Annotated in this window: 15 protein-coding genes; 1 reads left to right on the forward strand and 14 read right to left on the reverse strand. The window is 59.3% G+C overall.

Features of this window, described 5'->3' with window-relative positions; translation table 11 throughout:
* Positions 1-82: 82 nt before the first annotated feature.
* Positions 83-1,741 (forward strand): glucan biosynthesis protein D, encoded by a 1,659-nt coding sequence (locus MHZ97_RS09395; RefSeq protein WP_224481689.1) that lies wholly within the window; start codon positions 83-85, stop codon positions 1,739-1,741.
* 33 nt (positions 1,742-1,774) lie between these two features.
* Here the strand turns inward: MHZ97_RS09395 and MHZ97_RS09400 are convergent, their stop codons facing one another.
* The 14 genes from MHZ97_RS09400 to MHZ97_RS09465 form a co-directional block, all read right to left on the reverse strand.
* On the reverse strand, positions 1,775-2,224 hold the full coding sequence (locus MHZ97_RS09400; protein WP_103794146.1) for a GNAT family N-acetyltransferase: 450 nt from the start codon (positions 2,222-2,224) through the stop codon (positions 1,775-1,777).
* 63 nt (positions 2,225-2,287) lie between these two features.
* The gene (gene nuoN, locus MHZ97_RS09405) at positions 2,288-3,745 is read right to left on the reverse strand and encodes an NADH-quinone oxidoreductase subunit NuoN (protein ID WP_103794147.1); all 1,458 of its coding nucleotides are present in this window, start codon (positions 3,743-3,745) and stop codon (positions 2,288-2,290) included.
* Between the two features lie 6 nt (positions 3,746-3,751).
* A complete protein-coding gene (gene nuoM / locus MHZ97_RS09410) occupies positions 3,752-5,272 on the reverse strand; it encodes an NADH-quinone oxidoreductase subunit M (protein ID WP_239314397.1) in 1,521 nt (506 codons plus the stop codon).
* Positions 5,273-5,482: 210 nt separating this feature from the next.
* Positions 5,483-7,318, reverse strand: coding sequence for an NADH-quinone oxidoreductase subunit L (gene nuoL, locus MHZ97_RS09415; RefSeq protein ID WP_103794149.1), 1,836 nt, complete (start codon positions 7,316-7,318; stop codon positions 5,483-5,485).
* The gene (nuoK, locus tag MHZ97_RS09420; protein WP_103794150.1) at positions 7,315-7,617 is read right to left on the reverse strand and encodes an NADH-quinone oxidoreductase subunit NuoK; all 303 of its coding nucleotides are present in this window, start codon (positions 7,615-7,617) and stop codon (positions 7,315-7,317) included. Before nuoK ends, nuoL begins: the two co-directional genes overlap by 4 nt.
* A complete protein-coding gene (nuoJ, locus tag MHZ97_RS09425; protein WP_103794151.1) occupies positions 7,614-8,153 on the reverse strand; it encodes an NADH-quinone oxidoreductase subunit J in 540 nt (179 codons plus the stop codon). The genes nuoK and nuoJ overlap by 4 nt, the downstream gene beginning before the upstream one ends.
* Before the next feature lie 10 nt (positions 8,154-8,163).
* Positions 8,164-8,706 (reverse strand): NADH-quinone oxidoreductase subunit NuoI, encoded by a 543-nt coding sequence (gene nuoI / locus MHZ97_RS09430; RefSeq protein ID WP_103794152.1) that lies wholly within the window; start codon positions 8,704-8,706, stop codon positions 8,164-8,166.
* 11 nt (positions 8,707-8,717) lie between these two features.
* Positions 8,718-9,695 carry an NADH-quinone oxidoreductase subunit NuoH gene (nuoH, locus tag MHZ97_RS09435; protein WP_103794153.1) on the reverse strand — a complete coding sequence of 326 codons (978 nt, stop codon included), beginning with the start codon at positions 9,693-9,695 and terminating at the stop codon, positions 8,718-8,720.
* On the reverse strand, positions 9,692-12,415 hold the full coding sequence (gene nuoG, locus MHZ97_RS09440) for an NADH-quinone oxidoreductase subunit NuoG (RefSeq protein ID WP_239314396.1): 2,724 nt from the start codon (positions 12,413-12,415) through the stop codon (positions 9,692-9,694). Before nuoG ends, nuoH begins: the two co-directional genes overlap by 4 nt.
* Positions 12,416-12,518: 103 nt before the next feature.
* Entirely contained in the window at positions 12,519-13,859 is a 1,341-nt protein-coding gene (nuoF, locus tag MHZ97_RS09445) for an NADH-quinone oxidoreductase subunit NuoF (protein ID WP_199187289.1), read from the reverse strand.
* A gap of 2 nt (positions 13,860-13,861) precedes the next feature.
* The gene (gene nuoE, locus MHZ97_RS09450; RefSeq protein WP_081140392.1) at positions 13,862-14,377 is read right to left on the reverse strand and encodes an NADH-quinone oxidoreductase subunit NuoE; all 516 of its coding nucleotides are present in this window, start codon (positions 14,375-14,377) and stop codon (positions 13,862-13,864) included.
* 2 nt (positions 14,378-14,379) lie between these two features.
* Positions 14,380-16,179, reverse strand: coding sequence for an NADH-quinone oxidoreductase subunit C/D (nuoC, locus tag MHZ97_RS09455; protein ID WP_103794156.1), 1,800 nt, complete (start codon positions 16,177-16,179; stop codon positions 14,380-14,382).
* Between the two features lie 116 nt (positions 16,180-16,295).
* The gene (locus MHZ97_RS09460; protein ID WP_103794157.1) at positions 16,296-16,973 is read right to left on the reverse strand and encodes an NADH-quinone oxidoreductase subunit B family protein; all 678 of its coding nucleotides are present in this window, start codon (positions 16,971-16,973) and stop codon (positions 16,296-16,298) included.
* Between the two features lie 15 nt (positions 16,974-16,988).
* Entirely contained in the window at positions 16,989-17,426 is a 438-nt protein-coding gene (locus MHZ97_RS09465) for an NADH-quinone oxidoreductase subunit A (RefSeq protein ID WP_033750490.1), read from the reverse strand.
* Positions 17,427-17,875 lie beyond the last annotated feature (449 nt).

A 17,875-nucleotide genomic window follows, 5' to 3' on the forward strand; every position in this document is an offset into this window, starting at 1 on the left:
GCTGTTATCTGCGCTTTTTCATCACCTGCGCGCAGAGCAGGACAGTCACAACACACTCGAACGCTAAGGAATAATTTCTGGCATGAATCGAAGAATGTTTATGAAAGCGTCAATGGCCTTCTCCGCCGTCAGCGGCATGACCGGCCTGTCCACGCTGTTTGCGCAATCCGCCTGGGCAGAAGATGGCATTGCAGACGGTGCCGCCGTGCGCTTCGATTTCGATGTACTGAAAAAGAAAGCCGCCGCGCTGGCGAAACAGCCCTGGGGCGGCGCGCCAGGCGCGCTGCCGGAGACGCTGGCAACGCTGACGCCGCAGGCGTACAACGAAATTCAGTACGACGCCGGTCACTCGCTGTGGAACAACATCCCCGATCGTCAGCTCGACGTACAGTTTTTCCACGTCGGCATGGGCTTTAAGCGCCGCATCCGCATGTTCTCCGTCGACGCCGACAGCCGCGAGGCGCGTGAGATTCACTTCCGTCCTGAACTGTTTAACTACAATAACGCGAAGGTGGATACCCAGCAGCTGGTGGGCAAAAACGATCTCGGCTTTGCCGGCTTCCGCGCCTTTAAAAAACCAGAGCTGGCGCGCCGCGATATCGTCTCTTTCCTTGGGGCGAGCTACTTCCGCGCCGTGGACGATACCTATCAGTATGGCCTCTCCGCGCGTGGCGTGGCGGTCAACACCTTCAGCAACGGCGGCGAAGAGTTTCCTGACTTCACCGCATTCTGGTTCGAAACGCCGAAAGCGGACGACACCACCTTTGTTGCCTACGCCCTGCTGGATGGTGCCAGCCTCACCGGTGCCTATAAGTTCACCATCCACTGCGAGGCGAGCCGCGTGGTAATGGAGGTGGAAAACCATCTCTACGCGCGCAAAGATATCCGCCAGCTCGGCATCGCGCCGATGACCAGCATGTTCAGCTGCGGCACCAACGAGCGCCGCATGTGCAACACCTATCATCCGCAGATTCACGACTCCGATCGCCTGGCGATGTGGAGCGGCAGCGGCGAGTGGATCGCGCGTCCGCTGAATAACCCGCAGAAGCTGCAGTTCAACGCCTATCAGGATGAGAACCCGCGCGGCTTTGGCCTGCTGCAGCTCAACCACGATTTTAAAGACTATCAGGATGTTATCGGCTGGTATGACAAACGTCCCAGCCTGTGGGTCGAGCCGGTTGGCAAATGGGGCAAAGGCGCCATCAATCTGATGGAGATCCCGACCACCGGCGAAACGCTGGATAATATCGTCTGCTTCTGGCAGCCGGCCGAGCCGGTGAAGGCGGGCAGCGAATTCAGCTTCTCCTACAAGCTTTACTGGAGCGGGCTGCCGCCGGTGCGCAGCGGTCTGGCGCGCGTCGACGCTACCCGTACCGGTATTGGCGGCTTCCCGGAAGGCTGGGCGCCGGGCGAGCACTTCCCTGAGAAGTGGTGCCGTCGTTTCGCCATCGATTTCGTCGGCGGCGATTTGAAAGCGGCCGCGCCGAAGGGCATCGAACCGGTAATTACCCTCTCATCCGGCACCTTTAAACAGGTGGAGATCCTCTTCGTCGAGCCGATGAACGGCTATCGCATCCTGTTCGACTGGTATCCAGACAGCGACGCCACCACGCCGGTGGAGATGCGTCTCTTCCTGCGCACCAAAGATGAAACCCTGAGCGAAACCTGGCTCTATCAGTATTTCCCGCCGCCGGCGGATCAGCGTAAATATGTAGACGACCGTCAGATGACGGTGGGCTAAAAAGAGAAACGGCGAGCATCTGGCTCGCCGTTTTTATTTGCGCATCTCAATATGCGGAATAGCGTCTTCCAGATAGATCTCGCCGACCGCCTGAAAGCCGAGACGCCCATAGAAACCCTGCAGGTGCGCCTGCGCCGAAAGATAAATCTCGCGTGACGGCCAGTGCTGCTCGCAGCTGCGCAGCGCCTGCTCCATCAGCCGGTTGCCGAGATTCAGGCCGCGCGCGCTGGCGGAAACAATCACGCGTCCGATCGCTACCGGCGCGGCCTCATCCGCAGGCGTCAGAATACGCGCGTAAGCCACCAGCTCCTCGCCGCGCATCCCCAGAATATGACGGTTATCCGCCACCAGATCCTGACCGTCAACGTCCAGATAGGGACAGGTCTGCTCAACGATAAAGACTTCGCAGCGCAGCGCCAGCAGCGCATAAAGCTGCTGCGCGCTCAGTTCGCTGTGATGCCGATCCTGCCAGCGGATATCCATAGGCTCTCCTGAAGACAAAAAAAATCAGGCCCGAGGGCCTGATTTCACAAGGGTAAACGCAGTTTACATCAGCGGCTGCGCCATCTGCACCAGCGAGATCAGCGGCTGCGGGTAAACGCCGAGCAGCAGAACCAGGATCGCCGAAATCAGCACCACTACCCCGCCTGCGGTCAGCGCCCAGTTAGCCGGCGTGTCGCGCGTATGCAGCTCTGGCGGACTGAGGTAGAGGCTGACGGTCACGCGCAGATAGTAGTAGAGGCCGATGGCGCTGCCGACCACTACCGCCGCGGTGAGCCACCACAGCTGAGCATTCACACCCGACGCAATCACGTAGAACTTACCGATAAAGCCAAGCGTGGCCGGAATACCCGCCAGCGACAGCATCATAATCGTCATCACCGCCGACAGTACCGGACGATGCCAGAACAGGCCGCGATAGGAGTAGAGCGAGTCGGCGTCCGGACCGCGGTACGGGCTGGACATCAGGCTCACCACGCCAAACGCGCCCAGGCTGCTGAACAGGTAGCCCGCCAGGTAAACCCCTGCGGTCTCCAGCGAGAGCTGATGGGTTTTCACCGCAATCAGCGCCACCAGCAGATAGCCAAGATGGGCGATAGAGGAGTAGCCGAGCAGACGTTTGATGTTGCTCTGCGAAATCGCCATCAGGTTGCCGAACAGAATCGACACGAAAGCGATCAGCCCCAGCACGGTGCGCACGGCCTCGCTGTCGGTCAGCGGCGCGTACATAAACAGACGCATGATGACGCCGAAGATGGCGATCTTGCTGGCGGTGGCGAGGAAGGTCGACACCGGCGCAGGAGCGCCCTGATAAACGTCAGGCGTCCAGAGGTGGAACGGCACCAGCGACAGCTTAAAGCCAAGGCCGATAATCATCATGCCGAGACCAACCAGCAGCAGCGGCTGCTGGATCACGGCGTCGTTCAGGCTCTCACCCAGCTTCACAAAGCTCAGACTGCCGGAGTCGGCATAGATCAGCGCGATACCGAACAGCAGGAAAGAGGAGGCAGCCGCTGACAGAATGGTATATTTCAGCGCCGCTTCCAGCGAGCGTTTCTGGCGGAAGGCGTAGCCGATCATACCGAACAGCGGCAGCGACAGCAGCTCGACGCCGATAAACAGCGACGCCAGATGATTAGCGCTCGCCAGCACGATACCGCCCAGCGTGGCGATCAGCACCAGCAGATAGAACTCATCCTTGTTGTCCGGGAAACCGGCCAGCCAGGGATAGGCAAAGGTGCAGGTCGCCAGACTCGCCAGGATCACCAGCGCGGTGTAGAACACGGCGTAAGGATCGATCCGCAGCAGCGGCGTTACGTCCATCGCCCCCGCCTGCGCCACAAACCAGAGCGAAACCAGCGCCAGGTTCAGTCCGATAACCGTCAGCGTGGCGTTAACAAAGTGGTTGCGTCGCCAGGCAATGGACAGCATCACAACCACCACCGTCAATCCGACGATCAACAGCGGCAGCAACGCGATCAATTGTTGAAATGTTATTGTCATGGCGAATTACGGCCTTGTAGTTGGAATTGAAGCGGTAAACCACTGCTGAATATTGCTCATGGCGGCATGGGAAGTATCCAGAATCGGCTGCGGGTAAACGCCCAGCAGCACCAGCAGAACCACCAGCACCATAATCATCGTAAATTCACGCGGCGACATGCCCGGCAGCGGATCTTTCGACTTCGCTTCGCCGTAGTAGGCGCGCTGCATCATGATCAGCGAATAGACCGAGGCGAACACCAGGCCAAAGGTAGCGATGACGATAATCACCGGCACCACCTGGAAACTGCCCGTCAGGATCATAAATTCGCCGGCGAAGTTACCGGTGCCCGGCATCCCCAGGTTCGCCACCGCAAAGAAGAGAGACAGGCCCGGAATCCACTTAATGCGCGACCAGAGGCCGCCCATCTGACGCATATCACGCGTGTGCAGACGCTCATAGAGCTGACCGCACAGAATAAAGAGCGCGGCGGCAGAGAGGCCGTGCGCAATCATCTGCACCACCGCACCCTGGAAGGCGAGCTGGCTGCCGGTGTAGATGGCGATCAGCACGAAGCCCATATGCGAAATTGAGGTGTAGGCGATCAGGCGTTTGATATCGGTCTGCGAGAAGGCCATCCAGGCGCCGTAGAAGATACCGATAATGCCCAGCCACATAGCGACTGGCGCGAACTCCGCCGAGGCGTTAGGGAACAGCGGCAGGCTGAAGCGCAGCAGGCCGTAGGCGGCAGTTTTCAGCAGGATGCCGGCGAGGTCGACCGAACCCGCGGTCGGCGCCTGGCTGTGCGCATCCGGCAGCCAGCCGTGCAGCGGCACCACCGGCATTTTGACCGCGAAGGCGATAAAGAAGCCCAGCATCAGCAGATATTCCACCGTATGCGACATCGGCGTCTTCAGCAGCTGTTCGTAGTTAAACGTCCAGACGCCGGTGGCGTTGTAGTGCACAAACACCAGCGCCAGAATCGCAATCAGCATCACCAGACCAGAGGCCTGGGTGTAGATAAAGAACTTGGTGGCGGCGGTGATACGGGTTTTACCGTCAGATGCCTTATGTCCCCAGAGCGCGATGAGGAAGTACATCGGCACCAGCATCATCTCCCAGAAGAAGAAGAACAGGAACATATCGATCGCCAGGAAGACGCCGATAACGCCGCCCAGAATCCACATCAGATTAAGGTGGAAAAAGCCCTGATACTTCTCGATTTCGTTCCAGGAGCAGAGCACCGCCATCAGGCCGAGCAGGCCGGTCAGCACCACCATCAGCAGCGACAGGCCATCCAGCGCCAGATGGAAATTGATGCCGAAACGCGGGATCCAGGCGGCGGAGAACTCCGACTGCCACTGCGGCATACCCGCGGCCTGCGTCAGTGAATAGCCGCCCTGCAGCCAGAGCTGCAGCGAAATCGCCAGCGTCAGGCCCATGGTGATCAGGGCTATCCAGCGCGGCGTTTTCGCGCCGAGGCGCTCAGCCAGCCAGCAGAGCAAGCCGCCGACGAATGGAATGATTATTAGCCAAGGTAGTAGCACTGAAGTCTTTCCCTTTTTTCTGCCTGTCTTCGGGCTATCCTGCTGGTCAGCTTTGCCCCCGGCCCGGCTTGCAACCCTTACGTACCTGAGTACCATCCGGTTGCTGCGCTGGCGGTAGCGAAACTGACTGCGCCGATAACGCCCTCATAATGGGCAATTTTTAACATTCTTGACCTGGGGCGACTCGCCGAGCCGCCCCGCTCATCAACCTTAAACCACCAGCATCAGCGCCAGCACCACCACGGCGCCGATGCTCATTGAGGCGACATACCAGCGCAGATAGCCGTTTTCGCTGACCACCAGGCCTTTATTGCCGATACGCGACACCAGCGCAGGCAGATTCATCAACGCATTCAGCGGGTCGCGCTGCAGCAGCCAGGCGATACCGAGATAGGGTTTGACGAACACTTTGTCATAGAGCCAGTCGAAGCCCCATGCGGCGAACCACCAGGTGCCGAAGAAGCGGCCCGGGGCGCTGCTGGCGACGCGGCTCACCAGCTGGCGTTTGCCCAGCCAGAGCGCGGCGGCGATCAGAATGCCCACTACGGCGACCACGCCGGAGGCGATCTCCAGTCCGACCTTGCCCGCTTCGCCGGTTTCGCTGTGCGGCAGCACGCCCGCCAGCGGCGGCGTAATCAGCGCGCCAACAAAGGTCGACAGCACCAGCAGCACAATCAGCGGCAGATGATGAGTAATGCCTTTACCCGCATGGGCGTGAATCTGCTCTTTACCGTGGAACACGATAAAGATCATGCGGAAGGTATAGATCGAGGTCAGGAAGGCGCCCACCAGGCCCGCCACCATCAGGTTGATGTGGCCGTTCGCCAGCGCGCCAAACAGAATCTCATCTTTACTGTAGAAGCCTGCCGTAATCAGCGGCAGCGCAGCCAGCGCGGCGCCGCCCACCAGGAAGCAGACATAGACCAGCGGAATGCTTTTACGCAGGCCGCCCATTTTAAAGATGTTCTGCTCGTGATGGCAGGCGAGGATCACCGAACCAGAGGAGAGGAACAGCAGCGCTTTAAAGAACGCGTGCGTCATCAGGTGGAAAATCGCTGCGTCCCACGCCTGTACGCCGAGCGCCAGGAACATATAGCCGATCTGGCTCATGGTCGAGTAGGCGAGCACGCGCTTGATATCGGTCTGTACCAGCGCGGCGAAGCCCGCCAGCACCAGCGTAACCGCGCCGACGATACCCACCAGATGCAGCACATCCGGCGTCAGCAGGAACAGGCCATGGGTGCGGGCGATCAGATAGACGCCTGCCGTTACCATGGTCGCGGCGTGGATCAGCGCCGATACCGGCGTCGGACCGGCCATCGCGTCCGCCAGCCATGTTTGCAGCGGCAGCTGCGCCGATTTACCTACCGCGCCGCCCAGCAGCATCAGCGTCGCCCACTGCAGCATATGGTTGTCCGCCGCAAAGTGCTGCGGCGCCAGTTCCATCATCTCGCGGAAGTTGAGCGTGCCCAGTTCGTTGTAGAGGATAAACAGCGCAAAGGCGAGAAAGACGTCACCGACGCGGGTGATGATAAAGGCCTTCATCGCCGCCTTGCCGTTTTCCGGATTGCTGTAGTAGAAGCCGATCAGCAGATAGGAGCAGAGCCCTACCCCTTCCCAGCCCAGATACATCAGCATCAGGTTGTCGGCCAGCACCAGCACCACCATGCTCGCGATGAACAGGTTGGTGTAGGCGAAGAAGCGGGAATAGCCCTCTTCACCACGCATATACCAGGAGGCGAACATATGGATCAGGAAGCCGACGCCGGTCACCACCGACAGCATGGTAAGAGAGAGGCCGTCCAGCGTCAGATTGACTTTAATGTCGAAGTTGCCGACCTGCATCCAGGTCCAGAGCGCCTGGCTAAAGGGCTGCTGGCCGTTGGCGAAAAAGTCGATGCCGACATAAAGCGTCACCAGCGCCGCCAGGCCCACCGAGCCCATACCGATTGCGGCCGACAGGTTCTCCGACCAGCGACCACGCGAAAACGCCAACAGCAGGAAGCCGATTAGCGGAAACAGGATTGTTAAGTAGAGAAGATTCATCCGCGCATCTCGCTCACAGTATCAATGTTCAGCGTCTGACGACGACGATAGAGCTGGAGCAGCAGCGCCAGGCCAATGCTGGCTTCCGCCGCCGCCAGGCTGATCGCCAGGATATACATCACCTGCCCATCCGCCTGTCCCCAGTAGCTGCCTGCTACCACCAGCGCCAGCGCGGCCGCGTTGATCATAATCTCAAGGCCGATCAGCATAAACAGCAGGTTGCGGCGCATCACCAGTGATGTCAGTCCAAGGACAAACAGCACGGCGGCAAGAATTAAGCCGTGTTGTAACGGGATCATGCGTGCTCCTCCTTATTGGCGTCACGGTTGCTCAGCACTTCGCCCTGACGCTCTTCGCGTCCGACGTGGAACGCGACCACCAGCCCTGCCAGCAGCAGCATTGAGGCGAGCTCAACCGCCAGAACATAAGGACCGAACAGGCTGATGCCTACCGCTTTGGCGTCGATAACCGTGCCGTCGATGCCCTGATCGTTGGCGGTCAGAATGGCGTAAACCATAACCACCAGCAGCAGCAGAGAGACGATGCCCGGACCAATCCAAAGCGACGGCTGCAGCCAGTCGCGCTCCTGCTTCACCGTGGCGTTGCCCATGTTAAGCATCATCACGACGAAGACGAACAGCACCATAATGGCGCCGGCGTAAACAATGATCTCCAGCGCGCCGGCGAAATAGGCGCCGAGCGAAAAGAAGACGCCCGCGACGGAGAGCAGCGACACGATCAGGTACAGCAGCGCATGTACCGGATTGGTGTGGGTAATGACGCGCAGCGTCGTCAGCACCGCCACCAGTCCGCAAAGATAAAACGCAATTTCCATGCCGGGCTCCTTAAGGTAACAAGCCTTTAACGTCGATGGGTTTGGCTTCGTTTTCGGCGTCGCCCTTCTCTTTCCCTTCGATCGCCATACCTGCCATGCGGTAGAAGTTGTACTCGTGGTATTTGCCCGTACCGGAGATCAGCAGATCCTCTTTTTCATACACCAGATCCTGGCGTTTGAATTCGCCCAGCTCGAAGTCGGGCGTCAGCTGGATCGCGGTGGTCGGGCAGGCCTCTTCGCACATCCCGCAGAAGATGCAGCGCGAGAAGTTGATGCGGAAGAACTCCGGGTACCAGCGGCCATCTTTGGTCTCTGCTTTCTGCAGCGAGATGCAGCTGACCGGACAGGCCACCGCGCAGAGGTTACAGGCGACGCAGCGCTCTTCGCCGTCGGGATCGCGCGTCAGCACGATGCGTCCGCGGTAGCGCGGCGGCAAATAGACCGGCTCTTCCGGGTACATCTGAGTTTCGCGTTTGGCGAAGGCATGCATGCCAATCATCCAGATACTGCGCACTGTCGTGCCGAAGCCAACGACAATATCTTTTAAAGTCATCTCAACACCTCTTACTGCGCGTTGTACAGAATCACTGCGGCGGTCGCCAGCAGGTTCAACAGCGTCAACGGCAGACAGACTTTCCAGCCGAACGACAGCACCTGGTCATAGCGTGGACGCGGGAGCGCAGCACGAATCAGGATAAACATCACCATAAAGAACGCCGTTTTCAGGGCGAACCAGATGAAAGGCGGCAGGAACGGCCCCTGCCAGCCACCGAAGAACAGCGTCACAATCAGCGCCGAGACGGTGGTGATAGCCACATACTCGCCGACGAAGAACAGGCCGAACTTCATACCGGCATATTCGATGTGATAGCCGTCCGCCAGCTCCTGCTCCGCTTCCGGCTGATCGAATGGATGACGGTGACACACCGCTACGCCTGCGATACAGAAGGTCAGGAAGCCGAAGAACTGCGGGATGATGTTCCACAGATGCGTCTGGCTCTCAACGATCGCGGTCATATTGAACGAGCCCGCCTGTGCCACCACGCCCATCAGCGACAGGCCGAGAAAGACTTCGTAGCTCAGCGTCTGCGCGGAAGCGCGCATCGCGCCCAGCAGCGAGTATTTGTTGTTACTCGACCAGCCGGCGAACAGCACCGCATAGACAGCCAGACCCGCCATCATCAGGAAGAAGAGCAGCCCGATGTTAAGGTCGGTCACCATCCAGCTCGGCGACACCGGCACGATGGCGAACGCCAGCAGCAGGGAAACGAAGGCAATGACCGGCGCCAGGGTAAAGATAAAGCGGTCGGTAAAGGGCGGAACCCAGTCCTCTTTAAAGAACATTTTGATCATGTCCGCTGCCAGCTGGAGCGAACCGCCCCAGCCTACGCGGTTCGGCCCGTAGCGGTTCTGCCACAGCCCGAGCAGGCGACGTTCGGCGAAGCTCATAAAGGCGCCGCACGCCACCACGACCAGCAGAATGACAATCGCTTTGACCACGGTCAGAATGATGTCGATAACGTCCGGTGTTAACCAGCTCATTGCGCCGCCTCCTGCAGTTTGTCAATGTGCGCGCCCGCCAGGAACGGCGGCACGCCCGGCATACCCAGCGGCAGGCCAATCTGGCCCGGCTGCAGCGCGCTGGAGATGCGCACCGGCAGACGCAGGGTCTCGCCCGAACAGCTGAACTCCACCGCCGCGCCTTCTTTTACGCCCAGCTTCGCCGCGTCCTGCTGGTTGATGACCAGCATCGGCTGCGGCATGCGCTTCTGGAATACCGGGGAACGCTGAGACATCTCCTCGCTGCCAAACAGCTGGTAGCAAGGCGCTACGCGCCAGCGAGCGCCGCTGATAAACGCGGCTGGGACCTCGGTGAACCACGGCAGCGACGCGTCGCCCGCCTCAAACAGACGCACGCCGGGATCGCCGTTGCGCAGCTTGCCGCCCACTTCAGCCTGGAACTTGTTCCACGCCTGCGGGGAGTTCCAGCCTGGCGCCCAGGCGAACGGAATTTGCGAACGCGGCGCGCTCGGCTGGTTGTTCCCTTCCATGGAGAAGGCGAACATCGTGTCCCGATCCTGCGGCTGACGCGGCTCGTGCACGCTGATATTGGCGCGCGCGGCGGTGCGTCCGCTGGAGCGAATCGGCGAACGCGCCAGTTTTTGTCCACGGATACGGAAGCTGGCGTCCGGCGCCGCCTCTTTAATGCCTTTCAGCTGCGGCAGCTTCGCTACCACGGCGTCGATAACGTGATCGAGCTGCGTCCAGTCGGGATGACGGCTCTCCAGCGTGCTGTGCAGCGAGTGCAGCCAGCGCCAGCTCTCCAGCATCACGATGCTGTTGTCGTAGTAGGCGGGATCGTAAACCTGGAAGAAGCGCTGCGCGCGACCTTCATGGTTAATCGAGGTGCCGTCACTTTCGGCAAAGCTGGCGGTAGAGAGCACAAGGCCCGCTTTCTCCAGCGTGGCGGTGCGCTGATGATCGACCACAATCACATTGGTGGCGTTAGCCAGCGCCGCATCCACCAGCGCCTTCGGCGCGTGACGGTAGAGATCGTTCTCCAGCACCACCACCGTATCCGCTTCGCCGCTTCGCAGCTGTTCCAGCGCGCTGTCGAGGGTGTTGCCGCCCATCAGTCCCAAGCCCATGCTGTTGGCCGCACTGGCCAGCAGCGTGATGCCGACGTCCGCGCCGCGCGCTTTCAGCGCTTTCGCCACGTTGGCCGCCGCTTCGATCATCGCCGTGCTGCCCGAGTGAGTGCCGGAAATAATCAGCGGTTTTTTCGCACCGGCGAGCGCCTGCACCACCACGTCCAGCTTGCCGTTCAGGCTGCTGTCAAAATCGCTGACCGCTGGCGCACTTTCATCCAGCGCGCTGGCGATAGCGAAGCCGAGACGCGCCTGATCTTCCACCGGGGCGCGATAGCTCCACGCGGCGATATCGTCGAGTCGCGTCTCATCGACGTGGGTGACGAACAGCGGATGTTTGGCGTGCTGACCGATATTCATAATTGCAGCGATCTGCCAGTCGGCGACTTTCTGCGCCGCGGCCATATCGCGCGCTTTGCCTTTTACCGCCTGTCGCACCGAGAGCGCCACGCGCGCGCCGACCTGGGTCAGATCTTCGCCCAGCACCAGCACCGCGTCGTAGCTTTCCATTTCACGCAGCGACGGCGTATAGATGCCGCTTTCGCGCAGCACTTTCAGCATCAGCTCCAGGCGCGCCTGTTCTCCCGCCGGCATGCCGGTAGAGAAGTTTTCCGCGCCAACCAGCTCGCGCAGCGCAAAGTTGCTCTCAACGCTGGCGCGCGGAGAGCCGATGCCGATCGCGCGCTTCGCCTGACGCAGAACGTCAGCCGCCGCGTTAACCGCCTGCTCTGCATTCAGCTGCACCCAGTCGTTGCCGCGCAGCAGCGCTGGGTGACGTGGGCGATCCTGACGGTTGACGTAGCCGTAGCCGAAACGACCGCGGTCGCAGAGGAAGTAGTGGTTAACCGTGCCGTTGTAGCGGTTTTCGATACGACGCAGTTCGCCGTAGCGCTCGCCCGGGCTGGTGTTACAGCCGACGCTGCACTGCTGACAGATGCTCGGCGCGAACTGCATATCCCATTTACGGTTGTAGCGTTCAGAGTGGGTTTTATCGGTGAAGACGCCGGTCGGGCAGATCTCCACCAGATTGCCGGAGAATTCGCTCTCCAGCGTGCCCTCTTCCGGACGGCCGAAGTAGACGTTGTCGTGCGCGCCGTAGACGCCCAGATCTTTACCGTCGGCATAATCTTTGTAGTAACGCACGCAGCGGTAGCAGGCGATACAGCGGTTCATTTCATGAGAGATGAACGGGCCGAGATCCTGATTCTGGTGGGTGCGTTTAGTAAAGCGGTAGCGGCGGAAGCTATGACCGGTCATTACCGTCATATCCTGCAGGTGACAGTTGCCGCCCTCTTCGCACACCGGGCAGTCGTGCGGGTGGTTGGTCATCAGCCACTCCACCACGCTTTCGCGAAACTCTTTCGCTTCGCTGTCGTCAATGGAGATAAAGGTGCCGTCGGAGGCCGGCGTCATGCAGGACATGACGAGACGGCCGCGGGTATCCTCGGCGTTCTGAAATTGCTTCACCGCGCACTGGCGGCAAGCCCCAACGCTTCCCAGCGCCGGATGCCAGCAAAAATAAGGAATATCAAGGCCCAGAGAGAGACACGCCTGCAGCAGGTTGTCCGCCCCGTTCACATCATATTCTTTACCGTCTACATGGATTGTAGCCATAGTGAACATGCTTCCGTAAGGCTCGTCAGAGACGAGCGTTAATCATATTCTCGCCCCGGTCAGGGGGCTGCGGCGCAGAGCCGGTTCCGTGTGCTGCGGCGAATTACCAGCGTGCTTTCAGCAGGTTAGGCTGAATACCGCTAATCGCGCGCGTATTGCCAAACACCTGCGGTGCCATGCCGGCTTCAAACTCTTCACGGAAATATTTAATCGCGCTCTGCAGCGGTTCCACCGCGCCAGGCGCGTGGGCGCAAAAGGTTTTACCTGGGCCGAGCTGGCGGCAAAGCTGCAGCAGGGTTTCGATATCACCCGGCTGACCTTTGCCCTGCTCCAGCGCGCGCAGGATCTTCACGCTCCACGGCAGGCCGTCGCGGCACGGCGTACACCAGCCGCAGGATTCGCGTGCGAAGAACTCTTCAAGGTTACGCACCAGCGACACCATATTGATCTCGTGATCCACCGCCATTGCCAGCGCCGTGCCGAGACGGCTGCCCGCTTTGCCAATGCTGGCAAATTCCATCGGCAGATCGAGATGCTGCTCGGTGAGGAAGTCGGTGCCCGCGCCGCCCGGCTGCCAGGCTTTAAAGCGCAGACCGTCGCGCATCCCGCCAGCGTAATCTTCCAGAATCTCGCGTGCGGTGATGCCGAACGGCAGTTCCCACACCCCTGGGTTTTTCACGCGGCCAGAGAAGCCCATCATTTTGGTGCCGGCATCTTCGCTTTTCGACAGGCCTTTGTACCACTCGACGCCGTTCGCCAGGATCGCCGGAACGTTCGAGAGCGTCTCTACGTTGTTAACGCAGGTCGGCTTGCCCCACGCGCCCGCGCTCGCCGGGAATGGCGGCTTGGAGCGCGGATTGGCGCGACGCCCTTCCAGCGAGTTGATCAGCGCCGTCTCTTCGCCGCAGATATAGCGGCCAGCGCCGGTGTGGACAATCAGCTCAAAGTCAAAGCCGGTACCGAGAATGTTCTTGCCGAGAAAGCCCGCTTCGGTCGCTTCTGCGATGGCGCGACGCAGGTTGACCGCCGCCTCGATATATTCGCCGCGCAGGAAGATATAGCCGCGATAGGCTTTCAGGGCGAAGGCGCTGATCAGCATGCCTTCCACCAGCTGGTGCGGCATCTGCTCCATCAGCAGGCGGTCTTTATAGGTGCCCGGCTCCATTTCATCGGCGTTACACAGCAGGTAACGGATGTTCATGGACTCATCTTTCGGCATCAGGCTCCACTTAAGACCGGTGGAGAAGCCCGCGCCGCCGCGCCCTTTCAGGCCGGAATCTTTAACTGCCGCAACAATCTCGTCCGGTGCCATGCCTTTCAGCGCTTTTTCCGCGCCGGCATAGCCGTTTTTGCTGCGGTACTCTTCGAACCATACCGGCTGCTTGTCATCGCGCATGCGCCAGGTCAGCGGGTGCGTTTCCGCAGTACGAATGATCTGTTTGATGGTCATTGATACTGCTCCAGTAGCGAGGCGATGCCTTCCGGCGTCAGATGAACGTGGGTATCTTCATCCACCATCATGGTCGGGCCTTTGTCGCAGTTGCCCAGGCAGCAGGTGGGCAGCAGCGTAAAGCGACCGTCCGCCGTGGTCTGGCCAGGCTTGATGTTGAGATTCTGCTCCAGCGCCGCCTGAATGCCCTGATAGCCGGTGATGTGGCACACGACGCTGTCGCAATAGCGGATAACGTGACGGCCAACCGGCTGGCGGAAAATCTGGCTGTAGAAGGTGGCGACCCCTTCAACGTCGCTGGCCGGAATGCCCAGCACCTCGGCGATGGCGTTGATGGCACCGTCTGGCACCCAGCCGCGCTGCTTCTGCACGATCTTCAGCGCTTCAATTGACGCCGCGCGCGCATCTTCATAGTGGTGTTTCTCGTGCTCGATGGCGTGATGCTCTTCCGCGCTCAGCACGAAGACCTCAGTTGGGTCGATCGTATGAATGGCAATTTTTTGATCGTGCATAATTAGCGGTCCACGTCTGACATAACAAAATCGATACTACCGAGGTAAACGATCAGGTCGGATACCAGGCTGCCGCGGATCACCGACGGGATCTGCTGCAGGTGCGGGAAGCTCGGCGTACGCACGCGGGTGCGGTAGCTCATGGTGCTGCCGTCGCTGGTCAGGTAGTAGCTGTTGATTCCTTTGGTCGCCTCAATCATCTGGAAGGATTCATTGGCCGGCATCACCGGACCCCATGAAACCTGCAGGAAGTGCGTGATCAGCGTTTCGATATGCTGCAGCGTACGCTCTTTCGGCGGCGGCGTAGTCAGCGGGTGATCCGCTTTAAACGGCCCTTCCGGCATATTGTTCAGGCACTGCTCAAGAATGCGCAGCGACTGCCACATCTCTTCCATCTTCAGCTGTACGCGGGTATAGGCGTCGCTGATGCCGGCGCCAACCGGGATCTCAAAATCGAAGTTTTCATAACCTGAGTACGGACGCCATTTACGCACGTCGAAGTCCAGCCCGGTGGCGCGCAGCGCGGCGCCGGTGGTGCCCCAGGCCAGCGCCTCGTCCATGTTATAGGCGGCGACGCCTTTGGAACGGCCCACCAGCACGCTGTTGCGCAGCGCGGCCTTGTCATACTCTTTCAGACGCTTCGGCATCCAGTCGAGGAAGTCGCGCAGCAGGCGCTCCCAGCCCTTCGGCAGATCGTGCGCCACGCCGCCGATGCGGAACCAGGCCGGGTGCATACGGAAGCCGGTAATGGCTTCGACCACGTCATAAATCTTCTGGCGATCGGTAAAGGCAAAGAACACCGGCGTCATCGCGCCGACGTCCTGAATAAAGGTTGAGATATAGAGCAGATGGCTGTTGATGCGGAACAGCTCGGAGAGCATAACGCGGATTACGTTGACGCGATCCGGCACCACAATGCCAGCCAGCTTTTCTACCGCCAGCACGTAAGGCATCTCGTTAACGCAGCCGCCGAGATACTCCACGCGGTCGGTATAGGGGATGTAGCTGTGCCACGACTGGCGCTCGCCCATCTTCTCTGCGCCGCGGTGGTGATAGCCGATATCCGGCACGCAGTCGACAATCTCTTCGCCATCCAGCTGCAGGATGATACGGAAAGCACCGTGCGCCGACGGGTGGTTCGGGCCCAGGTTGAGGAACATAAAGTCCTCGCTGTTGGTGCTGCGCTTCATGCCCCAGTCTTCGGGTTTGAACGTCAGCGCCTCCATCTCCAGGTCTTCTTTCTGCTTGGTCAGCGTAAAGGGATCGAACTCTGTCGCGCGCGCCGGGTAATCTTTACGCAGCGGATGGCCTTCCCAGGTCTGCGGCATCATGATGCGCGTCAGGTGCGGGTGGCCGTCGAAGGTTACGCCGAACATCTCCCAGGTTTCGCGCTCGTACCAGTTGGCGTTCGGGAAGATTTTCGTCAGCGTCGGCAGATGCAGATCGTTTTCCGCCAGCGCTACCTTGAGCATGATGTCGCGGTTACGCTCGATTGACAGAAAATGATAGAAAACAGAAAAATCCGCGGCAGGCAGACCGGCGCGGTGGGTACGTAAACGCTCGTCCATACCATGCAGGTCATACAGCATGATGTACGGCTTCGGCAGTTTACGCAGGAAGGTCACAATCTCCAGCAGCTGTTCGCGCTTTACCCAGACCACAGGAATGCCGGTGCGGGTTGGCTGAACGGTAAAGGCATCCGGCCCAAAACGGTTACGCAGCTCGCCGATCACCGGGTCATCCAGGTGATCCCGGGTTTGCCATGCAGGCTGAGCGAGATCGTGCGTGGTTAAATCTGTCATACGTTACTCACCATTCCGGCCTGTCGCCAGGCACTCAAAAGAAGGCGTCAGGATGGGCCGCGCATTAAATTGTCATGTTTTGCTGCGGGCGTGGAATCCATCCATGTACGGTGTTCTTACACTTCGTCAGGGGCGCGAAGAGTGGTTACGGCAATGCGCTCACCGCGTTTTCTTTCACGTTCCGACTGCATATTGGCGCGGTAAACGCCCTGATCGCCGACAACCCACGACAGCGGACGGCGCTCTTTGCCAATCGACTCGCGCAGCAGCAGCAGCGCCTGCATATAGGCTTCCGGGCGCGGCGGGCAGCCGGGGATATAGACGTCAACCGGCAGGAATTTGTCCACGCCCTGCACCACGGAGTAGATGTCGTACATGCCGCCGGAGTTGGCGCAGGCACCCATCGAAATCACCCACTTCGGCTCCAGCATCTGGTCATAGAGACGCTGAATCACCGGCGCCATTTTGGTAAAAGGCGTTCCGGCGATAACCATAAAGTCCGCCTGACGCGGCGAGGCGCGCATCACTTCCGCACCGAAACGCGCAACGTCGTGCACGGCGGTAAAGGAGGTGGTCATCTCTACGTAGCAGCAGGACAAACCAAAGTTATAGGGCCACAGGGAGTTCTTACGGCCCCAGTTCACCATGTCATGCAGGGCATGCTCGAGCTTGCCCATGTAGACGCTGCGATGAACGTGCTGCTCAAGGGGATCGGTAACGATCTCCTGTTTTTGCAGAGGATAACGGTCGTTCTCACCACCGTTGGGGTCTATGCGGGTGAGCGTATAGTCCATCAGATTGCCTCGCTTTTACTGCTTATGAGGGTTGGTGTGACCGATCGGGCTGGATTTGACCACCACGCGACGACGTGCAGGCGCCCAGTCCAGCGCGCCGATACGCACCAGATAGACCAGCCCCGCCAGGAGCACCAAAATGAAAATTGCGGCTTCCACAAAGCCGACCCAGCCGCTTTCGCGGATTGAGGTCGCCCATGCGTATAAAAAGAGCGCTTCTACGTCGAAGATGACGAAGAACATCGCGACGAGATAGAACTTCGCCGAGAGACGGATATGGGTGTCGCCAACGGATTCGATACCGGATTCAAACGGCGTCTCTTTATGACGGGCGCGGGCGCGGCCGCCTAAGAGCCATCCTCCGGTAAGCATAAAGGCGCAAAGGCCGAAAGCGATAATGACAAATATGATAAACGCCCAGTGATGAGCGACGACTTCGGTGGCTGTTGACATACTCTTTGCTTACTCATCAAAAGTGGCGATGGCATCCTGCGCGGGTCACTTGCAGCAAACGCACCACATCGATTCAAGGGAAGGAAAAAAACCTTATAAATTATGCTGTCATTATCAATTAGGCAGCAATTTTATGGGGTTTTTTACTCCTTTCTATAACCTTTTGTCAACTTTGACAAAAGTATCCAAACATTATTTTACACGCGCATCAAAATTTTAACATATGATGCGCGCGTTGCCAGCTAAATCGCTTCAGTCTGTATGGTCTTTTAGAATGTCGCGTGAATTCAAATGCATGGATCGTGCATTTTACCAACGTATTCTGGCAGGCTTTTGCGCTTTTTCCTTCCCCTTGTCAGGGGTATTTTTTTGATCCAGGACACAAAACTGGCCTTTTTGTCCTTTTTTTCAGCAAATGTTGCCTAAATACGGAACAGAGTTTTCACATC

It is taken from the genome of Pantoea sp. ACRSC (assembly GCF_022346785.1).
In the GTDB taxonomy this organism is placed as follows: Bacteria; Pseudomonadota; Gammaproteobacteria; order Enterobacterales; family Enterobacteriaceae; genus Pantoea; species Pantoea alvi.

Coding starts and splice junctions, on each gene's coding strand:
- MHZ97_RS09395 (WP_224481689.1), top strand. CDS start 83: ATGAATCGAAGAATGTTTATGAAAGCGTCAATGGCCTTCTCCGCCGTC.
- MHZ97_RS09400 (WP_103794146.1), bottom strand. CDS start 2,224: ATGGATATCCGCTGGCAGGATCGGCATCACAGCGAACTGAGCGCGCAG.
- nuoN (WP_103794147.1), bottom strand. CDS start 3,745: ATGACAATAACATTTCAACAATTGATCGCGTTGCTGCCGCTGTTGATC.
- nuoL (WP_103794149.1), bottom strand. CDS start 7,318: ATGAATCTTCTCTACTTAACAATCCTGTTTCCGCTAATCGGCTTCCTG.
- nuoK (WP_103794150.1), bottom strand. CDS start 7,617: ATGATCCCGTTACAACACGGCTTAATTCTTGCCGCCGTGCTGTTTGTC.
- nuoJ (WP_103794151.1), bottom strand. CDS start 8,153: ATGGAAATTGCGTTTTATCTTTGCGGACTGGTGGCGGTGCTGACGACG.
- nuoI (WP_103794152.1), bottom strand. CDS start 8,706: ATGACTTTAAAAGATATTGTCGTTGGCTTCGGCACGACAGTGCGCAGT.
- nuoH (WP_103794153.1), bottom strand. CDS start 9,695: ATGAGCTGGTTAACACCGGACGTTATCGACATCATTCTGACCGTGGTC.
- nuoG (WP_239314396.1), bottom strand. CDS start 12,415: ATGGCTACAATCCATGTAGACGGTAAAGAATATGATGTGAACGGGGCG.
- nuoE (WP_081140392.1), bottom strand. CDS start 14,377: ATGCACGATCAAAAAATTGCCATTCATACGATCGACCCAACTGAGGTC.
- nuoC (WP_103794156.1), bottom strand. CDS start 16,179: ATGACAGATTTAACCACGCACGATCTCGCTCAGCCTGCATGGCAAACC.
- MHZ97_RS09460 (WP_103794157.1), bottom strand. CDS start 16,973: ATGGACTATACGCTCACCCGCATAGACCCCAACGGTGGTGAGAACGAC.
- MHZ97_RS09465 (WP_033750490.1), bottom strand. CDS start 17,426: ATGTCAACAGCCACCGAAGTCGTCGCTCATCACTGGGCGTTTATCATA.